General features: G+C 64.4%; 17 protein-coding genes. 16 read left to right on the forward strand and 1 reads right to left on the reverse strand.

The features are described 5' to 3' along the window. The first annotated feature begins 14 nt into the window (after positions 1-14). The 6 genes from odhB to ACI3EV_RS06460 all read left to right on the forward strand — a co-directional run bounded on the left by odhB (position 15) and on the right by ACI3EV_RS06460 (position 6,895). Positions 15-1,238 carry a 2-oxoglutarate dehydrogenase complex dihydrolipoyllysine-residue succinyltransferase gene (gene odhB, locus ACI3EV_RS06435; protein ID WP_329771204.1) on the forward strand — a complete coding sequence of 408 codons (1,224 nt, stop codon included), beginning with the start codon at positions 15-17 and terminating at the stop codon, positions 1,236-1,238. Between the two features lie 13 nt (positions 1,239-1,251). Next, positions 1,252-1,569: a multidrug efflux SMR transporter gene (locus ACI3EV_RS06440; protein ID WP_329771203.1), complete on the forward strand. Its 318-nt coding sequence runs from the start codon at positions 1,252-1,254 to the stop codon at positions 1,567-1,569. Positions 1,570-1,595: 26 nt separating this feature from the next. Beyond that, positions 1,596-3,026 (forward strand): dihydrolipoyl dehydrogenase, encoded by a 1,431-nt coding sequence (lpdA, locus tag ACI3EV_RS06445; protein WP_337691112.1) that lies wholly within the window; start codon positions 1,596-1,598, stop codon positions 3,024-3,026. Next, the gene (gene zapE / locus ACI3EV_RS06450) at positions 3,026-4,147 is read left to right on the forward strand and encodes a cell division protein ZapE (RefSeq protein WP_329771201.1); all 1,122 of its coding nucleotides are present in this window, start codon (positions 3,026-3,028) and stop codon (positions 4,145-4,147) included. The genes lpdA and zapE overlap by 1 nt, the downstream gene beginning before the upstream one ends. Positions 4,148-4,157: 10 nt before the next feature. Further along, positions 4,158-4,679 carry a hypothetical protein gene (locus ACI3EV_RS06455; protein WP_337691114.1) on the forward strand — a complete coding sequence of 174 codons (522 nt, stop codon included), beginning with the start codon at positions 4,158-4,160 and terminating at the stop codon, positions 4,677-4,679. Positions 4,680-4,816: 137 nt separating this feature from the next. Then, complete coding sequence (locus ACI3EV_RS06460; protein ID WP_329771242.1) at positions 4,817-6,895, forward strand: ATP-dependent DNA helicase; 2,079 nt, start codon at positions 4,817-4,819, stop codon at positions 6,893-6,895. Positions 6,896-6,932: 37 nt separating this feature from the next. On the opposite strand, the gene ACI3EV_RS06465 is transcribed toward ACI3EV_RS06460, so the two are convergent. Further along, positions 6,933-7,766: an outer membrane protein assembly factor BamD gene (locus ACI3EV_RS06465; RefSeq protein ID WP_329771197.1), complete on the reverse strand. Its 834-nt coding sequence runs from the start codon at positions 7,764-7,766 to the stop codon at positions 6,933-6,935. Positions 7,767-7,837: 71 nt separating this feature from the next. Between ACI3EV_RS06465 and ACI3EV_RS06470 the strand changes: the two genes are divergently transcribed. From ACI3EV_RS06470 to ACI3EV_RS06515, 10 genes are all read left to right on the forward strand, one after another. Beyond that, positions 7,838-8,842, forward strand: a complete 1,005-nt coding sequence (locus tag ACI3EV_RS06470; RefSeq protein WP_337691117.1) for an RluA family pseudouridine synthase — start codon at positions 7,838-7,840, stop codon at positions 8,840-8,842. Between the two features lie 25 nt (positions 8,843-8,867). After that, positions 8,868-9,617, forward strand: coding sequence for an SMC-Scp complex subunit ScpB (gene scpB / locus ACI3EV_RS06475; protein WP_337691119.1), 750 nt, complete (start codon positions 8,868-8,870; stop codon positions 9,615-9,617). 67 nt (positions 9,618-9,684) lie between these two features. Beyond that, positions 9,685-10,992 carry a pseudouridine synthase gene (locus tag ACI3EV_RS06480; RefSeq protein WP_329771192.1) on the forward strand — a complete coding sequence of 436 codons (1,308 nt, stop codon included), beginning with the start codon at positions 9,685-9,687 and terminating at the stop codon, positions 10,990-10,992. A gap of 153 nt (positions 10,993-11,145) precedes the next feature. Then, a complete protein-coding gene (gene ndk, locus ACI3EV_RS06485) occupies positions 11,146-11,571 on the forward strand; it encodes a nucleoside-diphosphate kinase (protein ID WP_018715505.1) in 426 nt (141 codons plus the stop codon). 22 nt (positions 11,572-11,593) lie between these two features. Continuing rightward, positions 11,594-12,736: a 23S rRNA (adenine(2503)-C(2))-methyltransferase RlmN gene (gene rlmN / locus ACI3EV_RS06490; protein ID WP_337691122.1), complete on the forward strand. Its 1,143-nt coding sequence runs from the start codon at positions 11,594-11,596 to the stop codon at positions 12,734-12,736. Beyond that, entirely contained in the window at positions 12,729-13,238 is a 510-nt protein-coding gene (locus tag ACI3EV_RS06495) for a tetratricopeptide repeat protein (protein WP_329771188.1), read from the forward strand. The genes rlmN and ACI3EV_RS06495 overlap by 8 nt, the downstream gene beginning before the upstream one ends. After that, positions 13,231-14,175, forward strand: coding sequence for a helix-turn-helix domain-containing protein (locus ACI3EV_RS06500; RefSeq protein WP_329771186.1), 945 nt, complete (start codon positions 13,231-13,233; stop codon positions 14,173-14,175). Before ACI3EV_RS06495 ends, ACI3EV_RS06500 begins: the two co-directional genes overlap by 8 nt. An 11-nt stretch (positions 14,176-14,186) precedes the next feature. Beyond that, positions 14,187-15,449: a flavodoxin-dependent (E)-4-hydroxy-3-methylbut-2-enyl-diphosphate synthase gene (ispG, locus tag ACI3EV_RS06505; protein WP_337691126.1), complete on the forward strand. Its 1,263-nt coding sequence runs from the start codon at positions 14,187-14,189 to the stop codon at positions 15,447-15,449. 56 nt (positions 15,450-15,505) lie between these two features. Next, a complete protein-coding gene (gene hisS, locus ACI3EV_RS06510) occupies positions 15,506-16,795 on the forward strand; it encodes a histidine--tRNA ligase (protein ID WP_329771184.1) in 1,290 nt (429 codons plus the stop codon). A gap of 39 nt (positions 16,796-16,834) precedes the next feature. Then, on the forward strand, positions 16,835-17,581 hold the full coding sequence (locus ACI3EV_RS06515; RefSeq protein ID WP_337691128.1) for a tetratricopeptide repeat protein: 747 nt from the start codon (positions 16,835-16,837) through the stop codon (positions 17,579-17,581). Positions 17,582-17,611 lie beyond the last annotated feature (30 nt).

Below are 17,611 nucleotides of genomic sequence, written 5' to 3' on the forward strand. Positions count from 1 at the left end.
GAGAGAAGAACATCATGGCAATCGTAGACGTCAAAGTCCCCCAACTGTCCGAATCCGTTGCCGAGGCAACCCTGCTGCAATGGAAGAAAAAGCCCGGTGAAGCCGTGGCCGTGGACGAAATCCTGATCGAAGTCGAGACCGACAAGGTGGTGCTGGAAGTGCCGGCTCCTTCTGCAGGCGTGCTGACCGAGATCCTTGAGCAGGACGGTGCTACCGTGACTGCCGAGCAGCTGATCGCCCGCATCGATTCCGAAGCCGTGGCTGGCGCTGCTGCACCTGCCGCTGCTCCGGCTGCGGAAGCCGCCCCGGCCGCTGCAGCGCCTGCTGCCGCCGCCGCAGCTCCGGCTAGCGCCAGCATGGCTGGCGTGGCCATGCCGGCTGCTGCCAAGCTGATGGCTGACAACAACCTGGCTGCCGGCTCCGTGGCTGGTACCGGCAAGGATGGCCGCGTGACCAAGGGTGATGTGCTGGGTGCCGTGGCTTCCGGCGCTACTGCCGCCAAGCCGGCTGCACCGGTGGCTGCCGTGCCGCAAGGCGCCCGTCCCGAGCAGCGCGTCCCGATGACGCGCCTGCGTGCCCGCGTGGCCGAGCGCCTGCTGCAGTCCCAGCAGACCAACGCCATCCTGACCACGTTCAACGAAGTGAACATGGCACCGGTGATGGACATGCGCAAGCGTTTCCAGGAAAAGTTCGAGAAAGAGCATGGCTGCCGCCTGGGCTTCATGAGCTTCTTCGTCAAGGCTGCCGTGCATGCCCTGAAGAAGTACCCGGTGCTGAACGCCAGCGTCGATGGCAACGACATCATCTACCACGGCTACTTCGACATCGGTATCGCTGTCAGCAGCCCGCGTGGTCTGGTGGTGCCGATCCTGCGTGACGTGGACCAGATGAACTTTGCCGATATCGAGAAGAAGATCGCCGAATTCGGCGCCAAGGCCAAGGACGGCAAGCTGGGCATTGAAGAGCTGACCGGCGGTACCTTCTCCATCTCCAACGGTGGCGTGTTTGGCTCCATGATGTCTACCCCGATCATCAACCCGCCGCAGTCTGCCATCCTGGGCGTGCACGCCACCAAGGATCGCGCCGTGGTCGAGAACGGCCAGGTCGTGGTGCGCCCGATGAACTATCTGGCCATGTCCTACGACCACCGCATCATCGATGGCCGCGAAGCCGTGCTGGGCCTGGTCGCCATGAAGGAAGCGCTGGAAGATCCGGCCCGCCTGCTGTTCGACATCTGATAGATAGTCTGCGATGGCCTGGGTCTACCTGCTGCTGGCCGGTGTCTTCGAGATCGGCTGGCCACTCGGATTCAAGCTGTCGCAACAAGCCGAATACCGGATCAGCGGCATCGTCGGCGCCATTATTTCGATGGCACTGAGCGGTGTCCTGCTCTGGATGGCACAGCGCGAGATTCCGATCGGTACCGCCTATGCGGTATGGACCGGAATCGGTGGCGCTGGCACCTTTCTGATCGGGGTGATGTTTTTTGGCGATCCGGCCTCGCTGGTGCGATTCGTGGGCGTAGCCCTGATTGTCGGCGGCGTCATCACCCTCAAGCTTGCACACTGAGCCTGCAGTGTGAAACGGAGATCAACATGAGCACTCAATTCGATGTTATCGTCATCGGCGCCGGTCCCGGCGGCTATATCGCTGCCATCCGTGCAGCACAACTGGGCAAGAAGGTTGCCTGTATCGATGCCTGGACCAACGGCAAGGGCGGCCCGGCACCGGGTGGTACCTGCACCAACGTCGGTTGCATTCCCTCCAAGGCACTGCTGCAGAGCTCCGAGCACTTCGAGCACGCCAACCTGCACTTTGCCGACCACGGCATCAGCGCCAAGGACGTGAAGATGGACGTGGCCAAGATGATCGGCCGCAAGGACGACATCGTGAAGCAGAACAACGATGGCATCCTGTACCTGTTCAAGAAGAACAAGGTCAGCTTCTTCCATGGCCGTGGCTCCTTCGTCAAGGCCGCTGATGGCAGCTACGAAATCCAGGTGGCCAACGGCGACAAGACTGAAAGCATCACCGGCCAGCACGTGGTCGTGGCGACCGGTTCCAACGCCCGTGCGCTGCCGCAAGTGGCGTTTGACGAAGAAACCGTGCTGTCCAACGACGGTGCACTGCGTATCGGTGGCGTGCCGAAGAAGCTGGCCGTGATCGGCTCCGGCGTGATCGGCCTGGAAATGGGCTCCGTCTGGCGCCGTCTGGGTGCTGACGTCACCATCCTGGAAGGCCTGCCCACGTTCCTGGGCGCGGTGGACCAGCAGATTGCCAAGGAAGCCAAGAAGGCGTTTGACAAGCAGGGCCTGAAGATCGAGCTCGGCGTCAAGGTCGGCGACATCAAGACCAGCAAGAAGGGCGTGAGCATTGCCTACACCAACGCCAAGGGTGAAGAGCAGAAGCTGGATGCCGACAAGCTGATCGTCTCCATCGGCCGCGTGCCGAACACCGACGGCCTGAATGCCGAAGCGGTGGGCCTGCAGCTGGATGAGCGTGGCTGTATCGTCGTGGACGACAACTGCAAGACCAACTTGCCCAACGTCTGGGCGGTGGGTGACGTGGTGCGTGGCCCGATGCTGGCGCACAAGGCGGAAGAAGAGGGCGTGGCCGTGGCCGAGCGCATCGCTGGCCAGCATGGCCATGTGGACTTCGCACTGGTGCCCTGGGTCATCTACACCAGCCCGGAAATCGCCTGGGTCGGTCGTACCGAAGAGCAGCTGAAGGAGCAGGGTGTGGCCTACAAGGCTGGCACCTTCCCGTTCATGGCCAACGGCCGTGCACGCGCGCTGGGTGACACCACCGGCATGGTGAAGTTCCTGGCCGATGCCACGACCGATGAAATCCTGGGCGTGCACATTGTCGGCCCGCTGGCTTCCGAACTGATCGCCGAAGCCTGCGTGGCCATGGCCTTCCGCGCCAGCAGCGAAGACATCGCGCGTATCTGCCATGCGCACCCGAGCCTGAGCGAATCCACCAAGGAAGCCGCCCTGGCTGTTGACAAGCGTACCCTGAACTTCTGATGTCAGAATCGGCGAGTACTCCCGGTCCGGTGACCCGGATCTACCAGCAGCGACTGGCAGAAAAGGGTTTCCGGAGCGACCCGGCCCAGTTGCGGGCCATTCAGGAGCTGGACCGTTGCGCTGTCGAGTGGTCACACTACAAGCGCAAGCGTTCCAGTTCGCTGAAGAAATTCATCAACCGCCTGCCGGTCCCGAAAGGGGTCTACATGTACGGCGGGGTTGGCCGCGGCAAGAGCTTCCTGATGGACTGCTTTTTTGATGCCGTGCCGATCAAGCGCAAGACGCGCCTGCACTTCCACGAATTCATGCGCGAGGTGCACCGTGAACTGGCCAATCTGCAGGGCACGGAAAACCCGATTGATGTGCTTGGCGAACGCATGGCCAAGCGCTTCAAGCTGATCTGTTTCGACGAGTTCCACGTCAACGACGTGGCGGACGCCATGCTGCTGCACCGCATGCTGCAGTCGCTGTTCGACAACCAGGTCGGCTTTGTCACCACCTCCAACTTCCGTCCGGACCAGCTGTACCCCAACGGCCTGCACCGCGACCGCATTCTGCCGGCGATTGCGCTGCTGAACGAGCGTCTGGAAGTGATGAGCGTGGACAACGGTACCGATTACCGCCAGCGAACGCTGGAAAAGCTGCGCCTGTACCTGACGCCGATCACGCCCGATACCGATGCCGAAATGCACCAGGCTTTCGACGAGCTGAGTGCCGGCAACGACGAAGAGCCGGTGTTCGAGCTGAAATCGCGCAAGATCAAGGCGCGCCGCCGTCGCGGTCCGGTGATCTGGTTCGATTTCCGGGACCTGTGCGGTACCGCCAGCTCGCAGAACGACTATCTGGAAATTGCCACGCAGTGCCATACCGTGCTGCTGTCCAATGTGCCCGAGATGGACGCCAGCATGTCCACCAGTGCGCGTCGTTTCACGCTGCTGATCGACGTGCTGTATGACCGTCGCGTCAAGCTGATGGTGTCGGCGGCGGTAGAGCCGGCCCGCCTGTATACCAAGGGCGCACTGGCGCACGAGTTTGTGCGTACTGCCTCGCGACTCGAGGAAATGCAGTCGGCTGAATACCTGGCGCTGGAACACCGCAGCGTCGACATCACGATTACCTGAGATCGACCTGATGCAGTTGCACCACCATGTCCTTCCCTTCGGTCGCCAGGCTGGGCTGGTGCTGCTGGCTGCAGCTGCCAGCGTGCTGGCCGCTTGTACGGCACCGAAGATCCCTGACCCGGCTCCTACGAAAGAAGAGGTGCCGTTTCTGGGGCAGCAGCTGACGCAGCAGGAAATCACGCGCCTGCGCCAGCAGGTCGAAGGCCAGCGGGCCACGCTGCGCCAGGGCTGGGAAAACGACCAGCGTGCTTGCTACCAGCGCTTCTGGGTCGATGCCTGCCTGAAGCAGGAGCGTCGCGCCTTTCTGGCACAGGATCTGGTGCTGCAAAAGCAGGAGGTCGAGCTGAACCGCCAGGACCGGCGCCTGAAGGAAATCGACCGCCAGCTGCGTCTGGCCGACAAGGCGCGTGAAGCAGCGGCGCAGTCGGCCCCGGCACCGCAGGCTGCCCGACCCGGTCTGCCTTCCTGGGCCGCCGATGCGCCGCAGCAGCCGGTCAGCGTGATCCCGAAGCCTGCCACGCCCAGTCCCTGAGGCAGCCATAGGGCTTGCCGATGGCCAGGCAAGGCCAGCTGACACTTTCACGTACAGTAGGCTTCATGCGCAGTACCCCGATTGATGCCGATGCCGTCCAGCCGCCGCATAGCGAGCTGGCTGAGCAGGTTACCCATATGCTGTCGGCCTATGGGCCGCTGGCACGCGACAATCCGTCCTATCGCCAGCGTGACGGCCAACTGGAGATGGCCTGTGCCGTGGCTGATGCGATTGCACGCAGCGAGGCACTGGTGGTGGAAGCGGGTACCGGGGTCGGCAAGACCTTTGCCTACCTGATTCCGGCACTGCTCAGCGGTGACCGCGTACTGGTATCGACCGCGACCAAGAACCTGCAGGACCAGCTCTACACGCGTGATCTGCCGTATCTGACCGGCTTGCTCGGCTTGCCGCTGCGCAAGGCACTGCTCAAGGGGCGCAGCAGCTATCTCTGCCTGTACCGGCTGGAACTGGCGCGCCAGGATCCGGTGGTGCACTTGCGTGAACTGCAGGCCGATATGCACCGGATCGAACAGTTTGCGCGCCGTACGCTGAGCGGCGACATGAGCGAGCTGGAGGGCGTGGATGAGCGCTCGCAGCTGCTGCCGCTGGTGACCTCGACGCGCGACAACTGCCTGGGCCAGCAGTGCCCGCACAGCAAGAACTGTCACGTCAACCTGGCGCGGCGCGAGGCGATGGCGGCGGATGTGGTGGTGGTGAACCACCACCTGTTCTTTGCCGATATGGCGGTGCGTGAATCGGGCGTGGCCGAACTGCTGCCGACCGTGCACACGGTGATTTTTGACGAGGCGCACCAACTCAACGATATTGGCACGCAGTTTCTGGGCCAGCAACTGTCGACCAGCCATGTGCTGGATTTCAACCGCGACATGCTGGCGACTGGCATGCAGCTGGCGCGCGGACTGGCACCCTGGCAGGATCTGTCACGCGATCTGGAACAGGCGGTGCGCGAATGGCGGCTGGCCGGTGGACGCCATGCGAGCGGCACGCGGCTGCGCTGGACCGGCGAGATTCCCGAAGGCCTGGATCCGGACGCCTGGCTGGGAACGATGCGCGGGCTGCAGGAGCGCCTGCAACAGGCCTCGGAAGCGCTGGAGATGATGTCCGAGCTGGGACCGGATTTTGTCCGCCTGCGCCAGCGTGCTACCGAATTGCTGGACAAGGTGCAGCTGTTCCGCCGTTCGTGCAGCGCAGGCCATGTGCGCTGGGTGGATGCTTCCGGCATGCTGCGGCTGGTGGAATCGCCGCTGGATATCGCCAAGGTGGTACGCGAAAAATTGCTGCAGCAGGCGCCGGCCCAGGCAGCGCCAGCAGCGCAGGACTGGACACCGGAAGACGAAGACGAGATGCCCTGGGAGGACGATTTGCCAGAGCCGGAGTGGGGCGTGGTCGGATCACCGCTGCCGCCAGCGAAACGCTCATGGATTTTCACCTCGGCGACGCTGGGAGAAAACGACCGGCTCGAATGGTTTACCCGGCCTTGCGGGTTGGACGAGGTGCCGACCTTGCGTGTCGAGAGCCCTTTCGATTACGCGCGACAGGCCGCTGTCTATGTGCCGCGCAGTTTCCCGCCGCCGGGTGGTATCGATCATCTGCATGCGGTAGCGGATCTGGCGGCGCGATCGGCGCGCGTGCTGGGCGGGCGTACGCTGGTGTTGACGACGACGCTGCGCGGACTGCGTGCGATTGCTGAACGCCTGCGCGAACAGCTTCAACACGAGAGCGACCTGCTGGTGCTGATGCAGGGCGAGGCGAGCAAGGCGCGGCTGATTGCGCGCTTTCGCGAGGGCCGTCAGGGCGAGCGCGGCCAGGGCTGCATCCTGGTGGCATCGGCTTCGTTCTGGGAAGGCGTGGATGTGCCAGGTGATGCGCTGGAGCTCGTGGTGATCGACAAGCTGCCGTTCCCGCCGCCGCAGGATCCGCTGGTGGAAGCGCGTACGCAACGGCTGGAGCGTGAGGGCGGCAATGCCTTCCGCGAGTATTTCCTGCCCGAAACAGCGGTGATGCTGAAGCAGGGTGCTGGCCGGCTGATCCGCAGCGAATCCGATCAGGGCGTGCTGATCATCGGCGATTCGCGCCTGCTGCAGAAGAATTACGGCAGTCGTCTGCTGCGCGTGCTGGGCGATGTGCGCCGCTTGCCGGACGAGGCGGCGCTGGACGAGGCGCTGCAGCAGCTGGCAAAAACACATCAGGCCTGATGATTCAGGCCTGATGGGGATGTGAGGTGCAGCTGGATTACCAGAGGCGGAACCAGGAGCGCTTTTCCTTGACCTTGTGGTTCACATCCAGATAACGGCTCTGCGGGAAGTTTTCCTTCAGCACGCGCAGGGCATCGTCACGCGGTTGTTCCATGCCCATGGCATGGTAGGACTGCGCCATGATGCCGAGCGCCTGTTCCTGGGCTGGTGTGCCAGGGTAGTTGGTCAGCGTGGACTGGGCGCGGTTGATGGCGGCCACATAGGCTTCGCGGCTGAAGTAGTAGTTGGCGATGGCGACTTCGGACGAGGCCATGGCGTTGACGATATAGGTCATGCGCGCGCGGGCATCGGGCGTGTAGCGCGAGTTGGGGAAGCGCGTCGTCAACTCCTTGAAGGCGGCAAACGATTCGCGTGCGGCCGCCATGTCGCGCTCGGACAGGTCATTCGCGTTCAGGAAGTCCAGCCAGCCGGATTGCTCGTTGAAGTTGACCAGGCCCTTCAGGTAATAGGCGTAGTCCAGTGCCGGGCTGGTCGGGTGCATCTGGATGAAGCGGTCCAGCGTGAGGTTGGCATCCACGTAGTCTTCGTTCTGGTATTGGGCATAGGCTTTTTCCAGCTGGGCCTGTTGAGCCAGCGGGGTGCCCTGGGCACGTGCTTCCAGTACGTCGTACAGCGGGATGGCCTGGTCGTAGCCACCGGACAGGCGTTCGTCACGCGCTTCGCTGTAGATGCGGTTGGGGCTCCAGTCGGCGGTTTTCTCCTGCACCGTGGGCGGGGTCTTGCAGGCAGCCAGCAGCGTGGCCGTGCCAAGGCCCAGCAGGACGGGACGGAGGTAACGGGAGATTAGAATGCTGCGATTCGGCTGAGGCATGGATGACTACTCTTCGGTCGGGTCAGATTGCCAAAGATTATAGCCAGCAGACTTTGGCCACCAGTGAGGAAATGCAAGTGCAAGCCACAGACGATGATGAGCAGCCAGGCGCAGACGAAGCGCAGGCCGATACCGAGGCCGAAGCCGAACTGCGTGTGCTGCAGGTGGAGATCGCCGGCAACGGCATGCGGCTGGATCGCTATCTGGCCGAGCAGGTGCCGGAGTTTTCGCGCAGCTACCTGCAGCAGCTGATCGAGCAGGGCCTGCTGCGGCGCCTCGGCCAGCCCTGCACCAAGGCGGCGACCAAATTGCGTGTGGGCGACCGGCTGGAGCTGGAGCTGCGTCCTACAGCGCAATCGCAGGCCTTCGTGCCGCAGGATATTCCGCTCGACATCGTCTACGAAGACGCGCACTTGGCCATCGTGCACAAGCCGGCCGGACTGGTGGTGCATCCGGCGGCTGGCAACTGGAGCGGCACGCTGCTGAACGCGCTGCTGCACCATTACCCGGAATCGCGCATGCTGCCGCGCGCCGGCATCGTGCATCGACTGGACAAGGATACCAGCGGCCTGATGGTGGTGGCGCGTGATCGTGCCGCCATGGACGGGCTGGTGCGCCAGATTGCGGCACGCGAGGTGCACCGCGAGTACCAGGCACTGGCGCACGGCGTCTGGCGCGAGGCGACCAGCGGCGTGACCGAGGTCGATGCCGCCATCGGGCGCGATGTGCGCAACCGTCTGCGCATGGCGGTGGTGGATCTGGCGCATCAGGCCGGCAAGCCGGCGCGTACCGATTTCCGCCTGCTGCGACAGGGTACGCTGGATGGTCAGCCGGTCTGCCATGTGCAGGCCACGCTGCATACCGGCCGCACGCACCAGATCCGCGTGCACATGCAGCACCTGGGCCATCCCTTGCTGGCCGATGCCATTTATGGCGGCAAGCCGGTTGCCGGGCTGCAGCGTCAGGCCTTGCACGCCTTCCGCCTGTCGCTGCAGCACCCGCTGACGCAGCAACCGATACAATGCGAGGCGCCCTTGCCGGCGGACCTGCAGCAGGTATTGCAGGCGCTGGCATGATTTTTTCCATTCCTTGTGTGTTGGCATGAACGCTTTCCAGGCCCGTCGCATTCTTGAAACAGCGCTGCTGTGTGCCCAGCAGCCGCTGACGCTGCGCGACATGCGCCAGCTGTTTGACGATGCGATTGCGCCCGATACGATTCGACAGCTGCTGCACGAGATTGGCCAGAGCTGGGAGCAGGGCGGCATGGAGCTGTGCTGCGTGTCCACCGGCTGGCGCTTCCAGAGTCGGCCGGAGATGCGTGACTACCTGGATCGGCTGCATCCGGAAAAACCGCCGCGCTACACCCGCGCCACGCTGGAAACGCTGGCCATCATCGCTTACCGCCAGCCGGTTACGCGTGGCGATATCGAGGACATCCGCGGCGTCACGGTCAACTCGCAGCTGATCAAGCAGCTGGAAGACCGCGGCTGGATCGAGACCATTGGCTATCGCGACACCATCGGCCGTCCGGCGTTGCTGGCGACCACGCGCCAGTTCCTGGATGATCTCGGCCTGTCGGCGCTGGATCAGCTGCCGGTACTGGAAGATGCCGACCAGGACGCCTTGCTGGAGCAGCTCGCCAGCCTGGAATCGCCGTCTGTGCAAGAGGGCACGCCGGACGCCGATCAGCCGGAACTCGACATCGCGCCGCAGCCGGCGCTTGATTCCGCGGCCACAGAAGCGGACAATACGGGTGTTGCCAACACGGCACCAGCGGTTGCGGACACCTCGGGAGAGGCATCCGGTGCTGCTGACACTTCCGATACCGACGATACCCCATCGCATTCCTGATCCGGCACGCTGCCGGCTCACACGTTTTCCTGCCGGCGCAGCCGCCGGCTACCTTGCAGGTACTCCTATGTCATCCCATCCTGATCACGATTCCGACCAGCAGCCGTCTGACGAAGGCAGCAGCACGCCGCGTCCGCGCAGCCGCAAGCCCGCCAGCCAGCCGCGCAGCCGCGCGCCACGCAAGCCGGCGACGGAGGCACCACGCCGCCCGCGCCAGCCGGCGCCGGCTGTCGAAGACGACACCATCGTGCCGGACGAGGACCTGTTTGCCGCGGTAGTCGCAGGCGAGTTTGACGGCGATGAGCCGGCTGACGCCGCCGAGGTGCCCGCCAAGCGCGTGCTCCTGCCGCAGCCTGATGCCCCCAAGCTGCACAAGGTGCTGGCCCAGGCTGGCCTGGGATCACGCCTGGAAATGGAGCAGATGATCACCGAGGGCCGCATTTCGGTGAACAACGAGCCGGCCCACGTCGGCCAACGCATCCAGTTTGGCGACGTGGTCAAGATCAACGGCAAGCCGGTACGCCTGCGCATTGCACCGCCGCCGACGCGCGTGATCGCCTACCACAAGCCGGTCGGCGAGCTGGTCACGCATGACGACCCGCAGAACCGCCCGACCGTGTTCCGCAAGCTGCCGCGCCTGCCGCAGGGCAAGTGGCAGTCGGTCGGCCGTCTGGACCTGAACACCGAAGGCTTGTTGCTGATCACCAACTCCGGCGCGCTGGCCAACCAGCTGATGCACCCGCGCTTTGGCCTGCAGCGCGAGTACGCGGTGCGCGTGCTCGGTGCCCTGTCCGACGAGGAAAAGCAGCGCCTGCTCGACGGTGTGCAACTTGATGACGGCCCGGCCCAGTTCGGCAGTATCGAGGAGGGCGGTGGCGAAGGTGCCAACTGCTGGTACCGCGTGACGATTTCCGAAGGCCGCAACCGCGAGGTGCGTCGCATGTTCGAGGCAGTCGGTCACGCCGTGAGCCGCCTGATCCGCATCCGCTACGGCATGATGAGCCTGCCGCGCTTCCTGCGCCGTGGCGTCTGGATGGAACTGCCCGAGCGTGAGGTGAAGAACCTGATGGCCGAAGTCGGCCTGAAGGAAAGCGTGGACCTGGAACAGCTGCGCCGCCAGGAGCAGGGCGTGCGCCGTCGCAACCCGGACCGCCCGGGTGCCGCCGCCAGCAAGCGCGCCAAGTCCGGCCCGGGTCGTGCCGCGCCGCGCGCCTCCAGCCAGCCCGATCCGATGCAGACCTCGTTCGGTTATCTGGATGGTCGCAAGCCGGAAACCCGCGCCAAGCGCCCGACCGGTGGCGGTGGCCGCAGTGCCCCGGCCAACTGGATGGGGCAGGGCAATGGCCCGTCCGGCAAGCCGCGCCGTCGCAAGTAAGTCGCAGCTGCCATGGCCTGTTCCCGCGAATGCCATGGCAAGCAGGTAAAATCCCGGGGTTGTGCAGCTGGCCGCATGGGCTGACTGCGCAATCCATCCTGCCGGCCAACCCGGCCGCCCCGGATTTCATTCTCCCTACTATCAGGAATACACATGGCTATCGAACGCACCCTCTCCATCATCAAGCCCGACGCAGTTGCCAAGAACGTGATCGGCCAGATCTACGCCCGCTTCGAGGCTGCCGGCCTGAAGGTCATCGCTGCCCGCATGATGCACCTGTCCCGTAACGAAGCCGAGGCTTTCTACGCCGTGCACAAGGAGCGTCCCTTCTTCAAGGACCTGGTCGATTTCATGATCTCCGGCCCCGTGATGGTGCAGTGCCTGGAAGGCGAAGGCGCCATCCTGAAGAACCGTGACCTGATGGGCGCTACCGACCCGAAGAAGGCCGACAAGGGCACCATCCGCGCCGACTTCGCTGACAGCATCGACGCCAACGCCGTGCACGGCTCTGACGCTGCTGAAACGGCTGCCGTGGAAGTGGCTTTCTTCTTCCCGGGCATGAACGTCTACTCCCGTTAATCCACGGAGAGAGGACATCGCCATGACCACCACCAATCTGCTCGACTTCGATCTGGAAGGCCTGGTGGCGTGGTGCGGCCAGCTGGGCGAGAAGCGCTTCCGCGCAACCCAGCTGTTCCGCTGGATTCACCAGAAGGGTGTCTCCGACTTTTCCCTGATGAGTGACCTGGCCAAGAGCTTGCGTGAAAAGCTGGCAGGACAGGCCACCATCACCCCCTTGCAGGTGCTGACGCAGCAGATGTCTGCGGACGGCACCATCAAGTGGCTGTTCGACGTTGGCGGCGGCAATGCCGTCGAGACCGTCTTCATCCCCGAAACCGACCGTGGCACGCTGTGCATCTCCTCGCAGGCCGGCTGTGCCGTAGGCTGCCGTTTCTGCTCCACCGGTCACCAGGGATTCAGCCGCAACCTCACTACCGGCGAAATCACGGCACAGCTGTGGTTTGCCGAACATTTCCTGCGCAAGCACCTGAACACCGACGAGCGCGTCATCTCCAACGTGGTGATGATGGGCATGGGCGAGCCGCTGCAGAACTACTCGGCGCTGGTGCCGGCGCTGCGCACCATGCTCGATGACCACGGCTATGGCTTGTCGCGCCGCCGCGTCACCGTGTCCACCTCGGGCGTGGTGCCCATGATGGACCGCCTGTCGCAGGATTGCCCAGTGGCGCTGGCCGTATCGCTGCACGCGCCCAATGATGCGCTCCGCGACCACCTGGTGCCGCTCAACCGCAAATACCCGCTGGCCGAGCTGATGCAGTCCTGCCAGCACTATCTGGAGTTCGCCCCGCGCGACTTCATCACCTTTGAGTACTGCATGCTCGATGGCGTCAACGACCAACCCGAGCATGCGCACCAGCTGATCGATCTGGTACGGAAATCGGGCAAGGGTGCCTGGTGCAAGTTCAACCTGATTCCATTCAATCCCTTCCCCGAATCTGGCCTGAAGCGCTCGCCGCAATCGGTGGTGCTGGAGTTTGGCCGCATGCTGAACGACGCCGGCATTGTCACCACGGTGCGCAAGACGCGCGGTGACGATATCGATGCCGCCTGCGGCCAGCTCGCCGGCGATGTGCAGGACCGCACGCGCGTGGAGCGTCGCATCGTGCTGCAGCGCATGGCCGATATCCAGGCGGCACCGGCACCGGGGGCTCAGGATGACTGAAACCGGCCTGTTCAGGACACTGGCAGGCCTGATGCTGACGCTGCTGCTGGCAGCCTGTAGCAGCACGCCGCCGTCCATGTTCCAGGAAGCTGCCGCCACGCCGGCGCAGCGCCTGCAGGCGCATCTGCAGCTGGCTGCGGCCTATCTGGAACAGGGCCAGCCCGATATTGCCCGCCAGGAAATCGATACCGTGCTGCAGGCCGATCCGGCCCAGCCGCAGGCCTGGCACCTGCAGGGCTTGGCGCTGCAACAGCAAGGCCAGGGCGAACTGGCCGAGCGCAGCCTGCGCCACGCCTTGCAGCTGGCGCCGCAGGATGCCGGCATCATGCACAACCTGGCCGTGCTGCTGTGCGAGCGGCAGCAGGGCGCCGAAGCCGGACGCCTGTTCGCCTCGGCCCTGGCCTTGCAGCCACCAAGCGCGCAAGCCCGTACCCGACAGGCACTTGCGCATTGCGCAGCCACCCCATCCACCTCCAACTCCCAAGAGCCCAGGAATGACTGACGTACAGAATGAGTCCATTGCAACCGGATCCGAAGACAAGCCCCGGATCCGACTGGATGAGACCCTCAGCCCCGGCAAGATGCTGCGCAGCGCGCGTGAACAGGCCGGCGTGGAAGTGGAGGTGCTGGCCACGACCATGAAGGTGCCGCCGCAGCGTATCCTGGAACTGGAAAACGATGACCTGTCCAACATGCCGGGTGTGTTCTTTGCGCGCGGGCTGGCGGCCAATATCTGTCGATTCCTGGGCGTGGAGGCGCAACCGGTACTGGCACGCATGCCGTCCGACAAGCCGCATATCCACACCGATGACGAATCGATCAATGCCCCGATCAGCAATTCCCGCTTTGGCGCGGGCATGCGCGCGGGCATGGGCCTGCCGCTGTGGGCGATAGCCGCCGTGGCAGCGCTGGCGATTGGTGCCGTGCTGCTGTTCCTGCTGCCGACTTTCTCGGCCAAATGGGAGGGCACCAGTGTCGAAGCGGCCAGCGCCCCGGCCAGTGCGGCCGAAGCTGCTCCGGCAGCCGTCGGCCAATTGGCTCCGGCTCCGGCAGCAGCCACCACTCTGGCGCCGGCTCCGACGCTGGCTCCGGCATCTGCCGCAGCACCGGCTGCCACGACTCTGCAGCCGGCCGCCGCCGTTGGCACCACCCTGACGCCGGCCAGCGCTGCGGCATCGGCTCCGGTTGTCAGCAGCAGCACCGGCCTGGTGTTCCGCGCCAGCGGTGAAACCTGGGTGCAGGTCCGCAACCAGAACAACCGTACCGTATTCGAGCGCACGCTGGCTGCCGGTGAAGAGCAGACCGTACCGGTCGATACCTACCCGATCCGCGTGACGATCGGCCGTGCCGAAAACATCCAGCAGCTGCTGGACCGTGGCCAGACATTTGATCTGGCCGGTGTGGCGCGTACCGGCGTGGCGCGCTTCCAGATTCAGTAAGGAGTCCGCAGATGGAATCCCAGACCACTCCCGTTCCGGTATCCGTACCGCAGCGTGCCCGCACGCTGCAGGCGCAGGTGCGCCATGGCGACCATGTGGTAACGATTGGCGGCGACGCGCCAGTGCGCGTGCAGTCCATGACCAATACCGATACCGTCGATGCCGTCGGCACCGCGATCCAGGTCAAGGAGCTCGCGCAGGCTGGCTCCGAACTCGTGCGCATCACCGTCAACACCCCGGAGGCAGCCCAGGCCGTGCCCTACGTGCGTGAACAGCTGGACCGCATGGGGGTGAACGTGCCGTTGATCGGCGACTTCCACTACAACGGCCACCGCCTGCTGACCGAGTTTCCGGACTGCGCCCAGGCGTTGTCCAAGTACCGCATCAACCCGGGCAACGTCGGCAAGGGCGACAAGAAGGATCGCCAGTTCGGCCAGATGATCGAGGCCGCCATGCGCTGGGACAAGCCGGTGCGTATCGGCGTCAACTGGGGCAGCCTGGATCAGGAACTGCTGGCCGACATGATGGACCTCAACAGCCAGCGTGCCGAGCCCTGGAGTGGCCAGCAGGTCATGTACGAGGCGCTGATGGCCTCGGCCATCAACTCGGCCGAGCGTGCCGTGGAAATGGGCATGGCACGTTCGCAGATCCTGCTGTCCTGCAAGGTCAGCGGTGTGCAGGACCTGATCGCCGTCTACCGCGCCCTGAGCCAGCGCTGCAACTACCCGCTGCACCTGGGCCTGACCGAGGCCGGCATGGGCGTGAAGGGTACCGTGGCGTCGGCCACGGCGCTGTCCATCCTGCTGCAGGAAGGTATCGGCGATACCATCCGCGTTTCGCTCACGCCGCAGCCGGGCGAGGCCCGCACGCAGGAGGTGGTGATCGCCTCCGAGATCCTGCAGTCGCTCGGCCTGCGCACTTTTGTACCCAGTGTCACCGCCTGCCCGGGTTGTGGCCGCACCACCAGTAGCACCTTCCAGGAGCTGGCCAAGCAGATCGATGACTTCCTGCGTGCGCAGATGCCGGTCTGGCGTGAGCAGTATCCCGGCGTGGAAACGATGAAAGTGGCCGTGATGGGCTGCATCGTCAACGGCCCGGGCGAAAGCAAACATGCCGATATCGGCATCAGCCTGCCCGGTACTGGTGAGGCGCCGGCCGCTCCGGTATTCATCGATGGCGAAAAAGCCCTCACGCTGCGTGGCGAAGGCATCGCCACCGAGTTCCAGCAACTGGTGACTTCCTATATCGAACGGCGTTACGGCAACCCTGCCTGACGCCTTTCCTGGCCCGCCTGGCGGGCCTTGTGTTTCAAGTATCCGACAACAATTTCATGGCACAGAAAATTACCGCGATCAAGGGCATGAACGACATCCTGCCGCCGCATTCCGCGCACTGGGAATGGCTGGAGAGCCAGGTGCGCGAGGTCATGGCGCGCTTTGCCTATCGCAATATCCGCACCCCCATCGTCGAGCCGACCGGCCTGTTCGTGCGCAGCCTGGGCGAAGTGACCGATGTGGTCGAGAAGGAAATGTATTCCTTTGAAGACCGCCTGAATGGCGAGGCGCTGACACTGCGCCCGGAAAATACCGCCGGCGTGGTGCGCGCCGTAGCCGAGCACAACCTGCTGTACGAAGGCGGCAAGCGCCTCTACTACATGGGCCCGATGTTCCGCCACGAGCGTCCTCAGCGTGGCCGCTATCGCCAGTTCCACCAGGTGGGCGCCGAGGCGCTGGGCTTTTCCGGCGCCCATGTCGATGCCGAACTGATCCTGCTGGCACACAGCCTGTGGCAGCTGCTGGGCGTGCGCGATGTGCGCCTGGAAATCAACAGCCTGGGCCAGCCGGACGAGCGCAAGGCACACCGCGAAGCGCTGATCAAACACTTCGAGGCACACCAGGAGCTGCTGGACGACGACGGCAAGCGCCGCCTGTACAGCAACCCGCTGCGCATCCTGGATACCAAGAACTCGGCCATGAAAGAGGTGGTGGAAAGCGCGCCGAAGCTGCTCGACTTCCTCGGCGAAGCCTCGCTGCAGGCCTTCGAGACGCTGCAGCAGATCCTGCGTGCGCATGACGTGGCGTTCACCATCAACCCGCGACTGGTGCGCGGCCTCGATTACTACAACCTGACCGTGTTCGAGTTCATCACCGAGAGCCTGGGCGCGCAGGGCACCATCTGTGCCGGCGGCCGTTATGATGGCCTGATCGAACAGGTGGGCGGCAAGCCGGCACCGGGCGTCGGTTGGGCCATGGGCGTGGAGCGCGTGCTGGAACTGCTGAAGGAGCAGGAGCTGCTGCCCGAGCTGCCGGTGCCCGACGCCTATGCCGTCATTCCCGACATGCAGTCGCTGCCGGTGGCCATGCATGCGCTGCAGCAGCTGCGCCAGGCTGGCGTCCGGGTGCAGATGCACGCCACGCCTGGTGGTGACATGGGCAGCTTCAAGTCGCAGTTCAAGAAGGCCGATGCCAGCGGTGCCCGCTTTGCCCTGGTGTTTGGTGCCGACGAAGTGGCCGAGGGCTGTGTGACGATCAAGCAGCTGCGCGATGGCGCCGGCGAGCAGGTCAAAAAACCGCTGGCAGAGCTGGCAGACTGGGCGAACAGCCTACAATCACAAGATTAAATCGAGCCTGCCAGCGCGCAGGACAGCAACGGAACAAGCATGGCGATTCAGAATCTCGACCTCCAAGAACAGGAACAACTCGACAAGCTCAAGCACTTCTGGGAGAAGTGGGGCACGCTGATCACCACCGTGGTGGTGGTGGGGCTGCTGGGCTTTGCCAGCTGGCGCGGCTACCAGTGGTACGAATCCAACCAGGCCGTGAAGGCCTCCGCTTTGTACGACCAGGTGCAGGCTGATGCCGACGCTGGCGATGTGGCCAAGCTGGCCAACAGCCTGAAACTGATGCAGGACGACTTTGCGTCCACCACCTATGCGCAACATGCTGCGCTGCTGGCGGCACGCGTGTTCCACGAGAAAGGGCAGGCCGACCAGAGCCGCGCCGCCCTGACCGTGGCGGCCGAAAAGGGCGCAGACAAGGGCCTGCAAGGCTTGGCGCGCCTGCAGCTGGCACAGCAGATGGTGGAACAGAAGCAGTTTGACCAGGCACAGCAGCAGCTGCAGCAGGTCGATGCCAGCTACGCCGCCCTGGTGGACGACCTGACGGGCGATATCCATGCGCTGCAGAACCAGCCGCCGCAGGCGATCGAGGCCTATACCAAGGCCTATCGTGCGCTCGACGGTGACCCGGCCTACCAGCAGATGGTTGGCATCAAGCTGACTTCGCTGGGCGTGGATCTGGCCACGCTGGCGCCGGCAATAGCGGCAGCGCCAGCCAGTGCGGCGGCATCGGCTGCTGCCACGCCTGCAGCCGCATCGGCTGTAGCCAGCGCTGCCAGTGCCAGCTGATTTTCCCGGTTCAGAATCGCGCAACAAGGA

It is taken from the genome of Allobrachymonas wangyanguii (assembly GCF_045055315.1).
In the GTDB taxonomy this organism is placed as follows: Bacteria; Pseudomonadota; Gammaproteobacteria; order Burkholderiales; family Burkholderiaceae_C; genus Brachymonas; species Brachymonas wangyanguii.

What these genes read in the sequence shown, in the direction of transcription:
- ispG (WP_337691126.1), top strand. Translation starts at nt 14,187, where the DNA reads ATGGAATCCCAGACCACTCCCGTTCCGGTATCCGTACCGCAGCGTGCC.
- zapE (WP_329771201.1), top strand. Translation starts at nt 3,026, where the DNA reads ATGTCAGAATCGGCGAGTACTCCCGGTCCGGTGACCCGGATCTACCAG.
- ACI3EV_RS06495 (WP_329771188.1), top strand. Translation starts at nt 12,729, where the DNA reads ATGACTGAAACCGGCCTGTTCAGGACACTGGCAGGCCTGATGCTGACG.
- scpB (WP_337691119.1), top strand. Translation starts at nt 8,868, where the DNA reads ATGAACGCTTTCCAGGCCCGTCGCATTCTTGAAACAGCGCTGCTGTGT.
- ACI3EV_RS06500 (WP_329771186.1), top strand. Translation starts at nt 13,231, where the DNA reads ATGACTGACGTACAGAATGAGTCCATTGCAACCGGATCCGAAGACAAG.
- odhB (WP_329771204.1), top strand. Translation starts at nt 15, where the DNA reads ATGGCAATCGTAGACGTCAAAGTCCCCCAACTGTCCGAATCCGTTGCC.
- rlmN (WP_337691122.1), top strand. Translation starts at nt 11,594, where the DNA reads ATGACCACCACCAATCTGCTCGACTTCGATCTGGAAGGCCTGGTGGCG.
- lpdA (WP_337691112.1), top strand. Translation starts at nt 1,596, where the DNA reads ATGAGCACTCAATTCGATGTTATCGTCATCGGCGCCGGTCCCGGCGGC.
- ACI3EV_RS06470 (WP_337691117.1), top strand. Translation starts at nt 7,838, where the DNA reads ATGCAAGTGCAAGCCACAGACGATGATGAGCAGCCAGGCGCAGACGAA.
- ACI3EV_RS06460 (WP_329771242.1), top strand. Translation starts at nt 4,817, where the DNA reads ATGCTGTCGGCCTATGGGCCGCTGGCACGCGACAATCCGTCCTATCGC.
- hisS (WP_329771184.1), top strand. Translation starts at nt 15,506, where the DNA reads ATGGCACAGAAAATTACCGCGATCAAGGGCATGAACGACATCCTGCCG.
- ACI3EV_RS06480 (WP_329771192.1), top strand. Translation starts at nt 9,685, where the DNA reads ATGTCATCCCATCCTGATCACGATTCCGACCAGCAGCCGTCTGACGAA.
- ACI3EV_RS06455 (WP_337691114.1), top strand. Translation starts at nt 4,158, where the DNA reads ATGCAGTTGCACCACCATGTCCTTCCCTTCGGTCGCCAGGCTGGGCTG.
- ACI3EV_RS06515 (WP_337691128.1), top strand. Translation starts at nt 16,835, where the DNA reads ATGGCGATTCAGAATCTCGACCTCCAAGAACAGGAACAACTCGACAAG.
- ACI3EV_RS06465 (WP_329771197.1), bottom strand. Translation starts at nt 7,766, where the DNA reads ATGCCTCAGCCGAATCGCAGCATTCTAATCTCCCGTTACCTCCGTCCC.
- ndk (WP_018715505.1), top strand. Translation starts at nt 11,146, where the DNA reads ATGGCTATCGAACGCACCCTCTCCATCATCAAGCCCGACGCAGTTGCC.
- ACI3EV_RS06440 (WP_329771203.1), top strand. Translation starts at nt 1,252, where the DNA reads ATGGCCTGGGTCTACCTGCTGCTGGCCGGTGTCTTCGAGATCGGCTGG.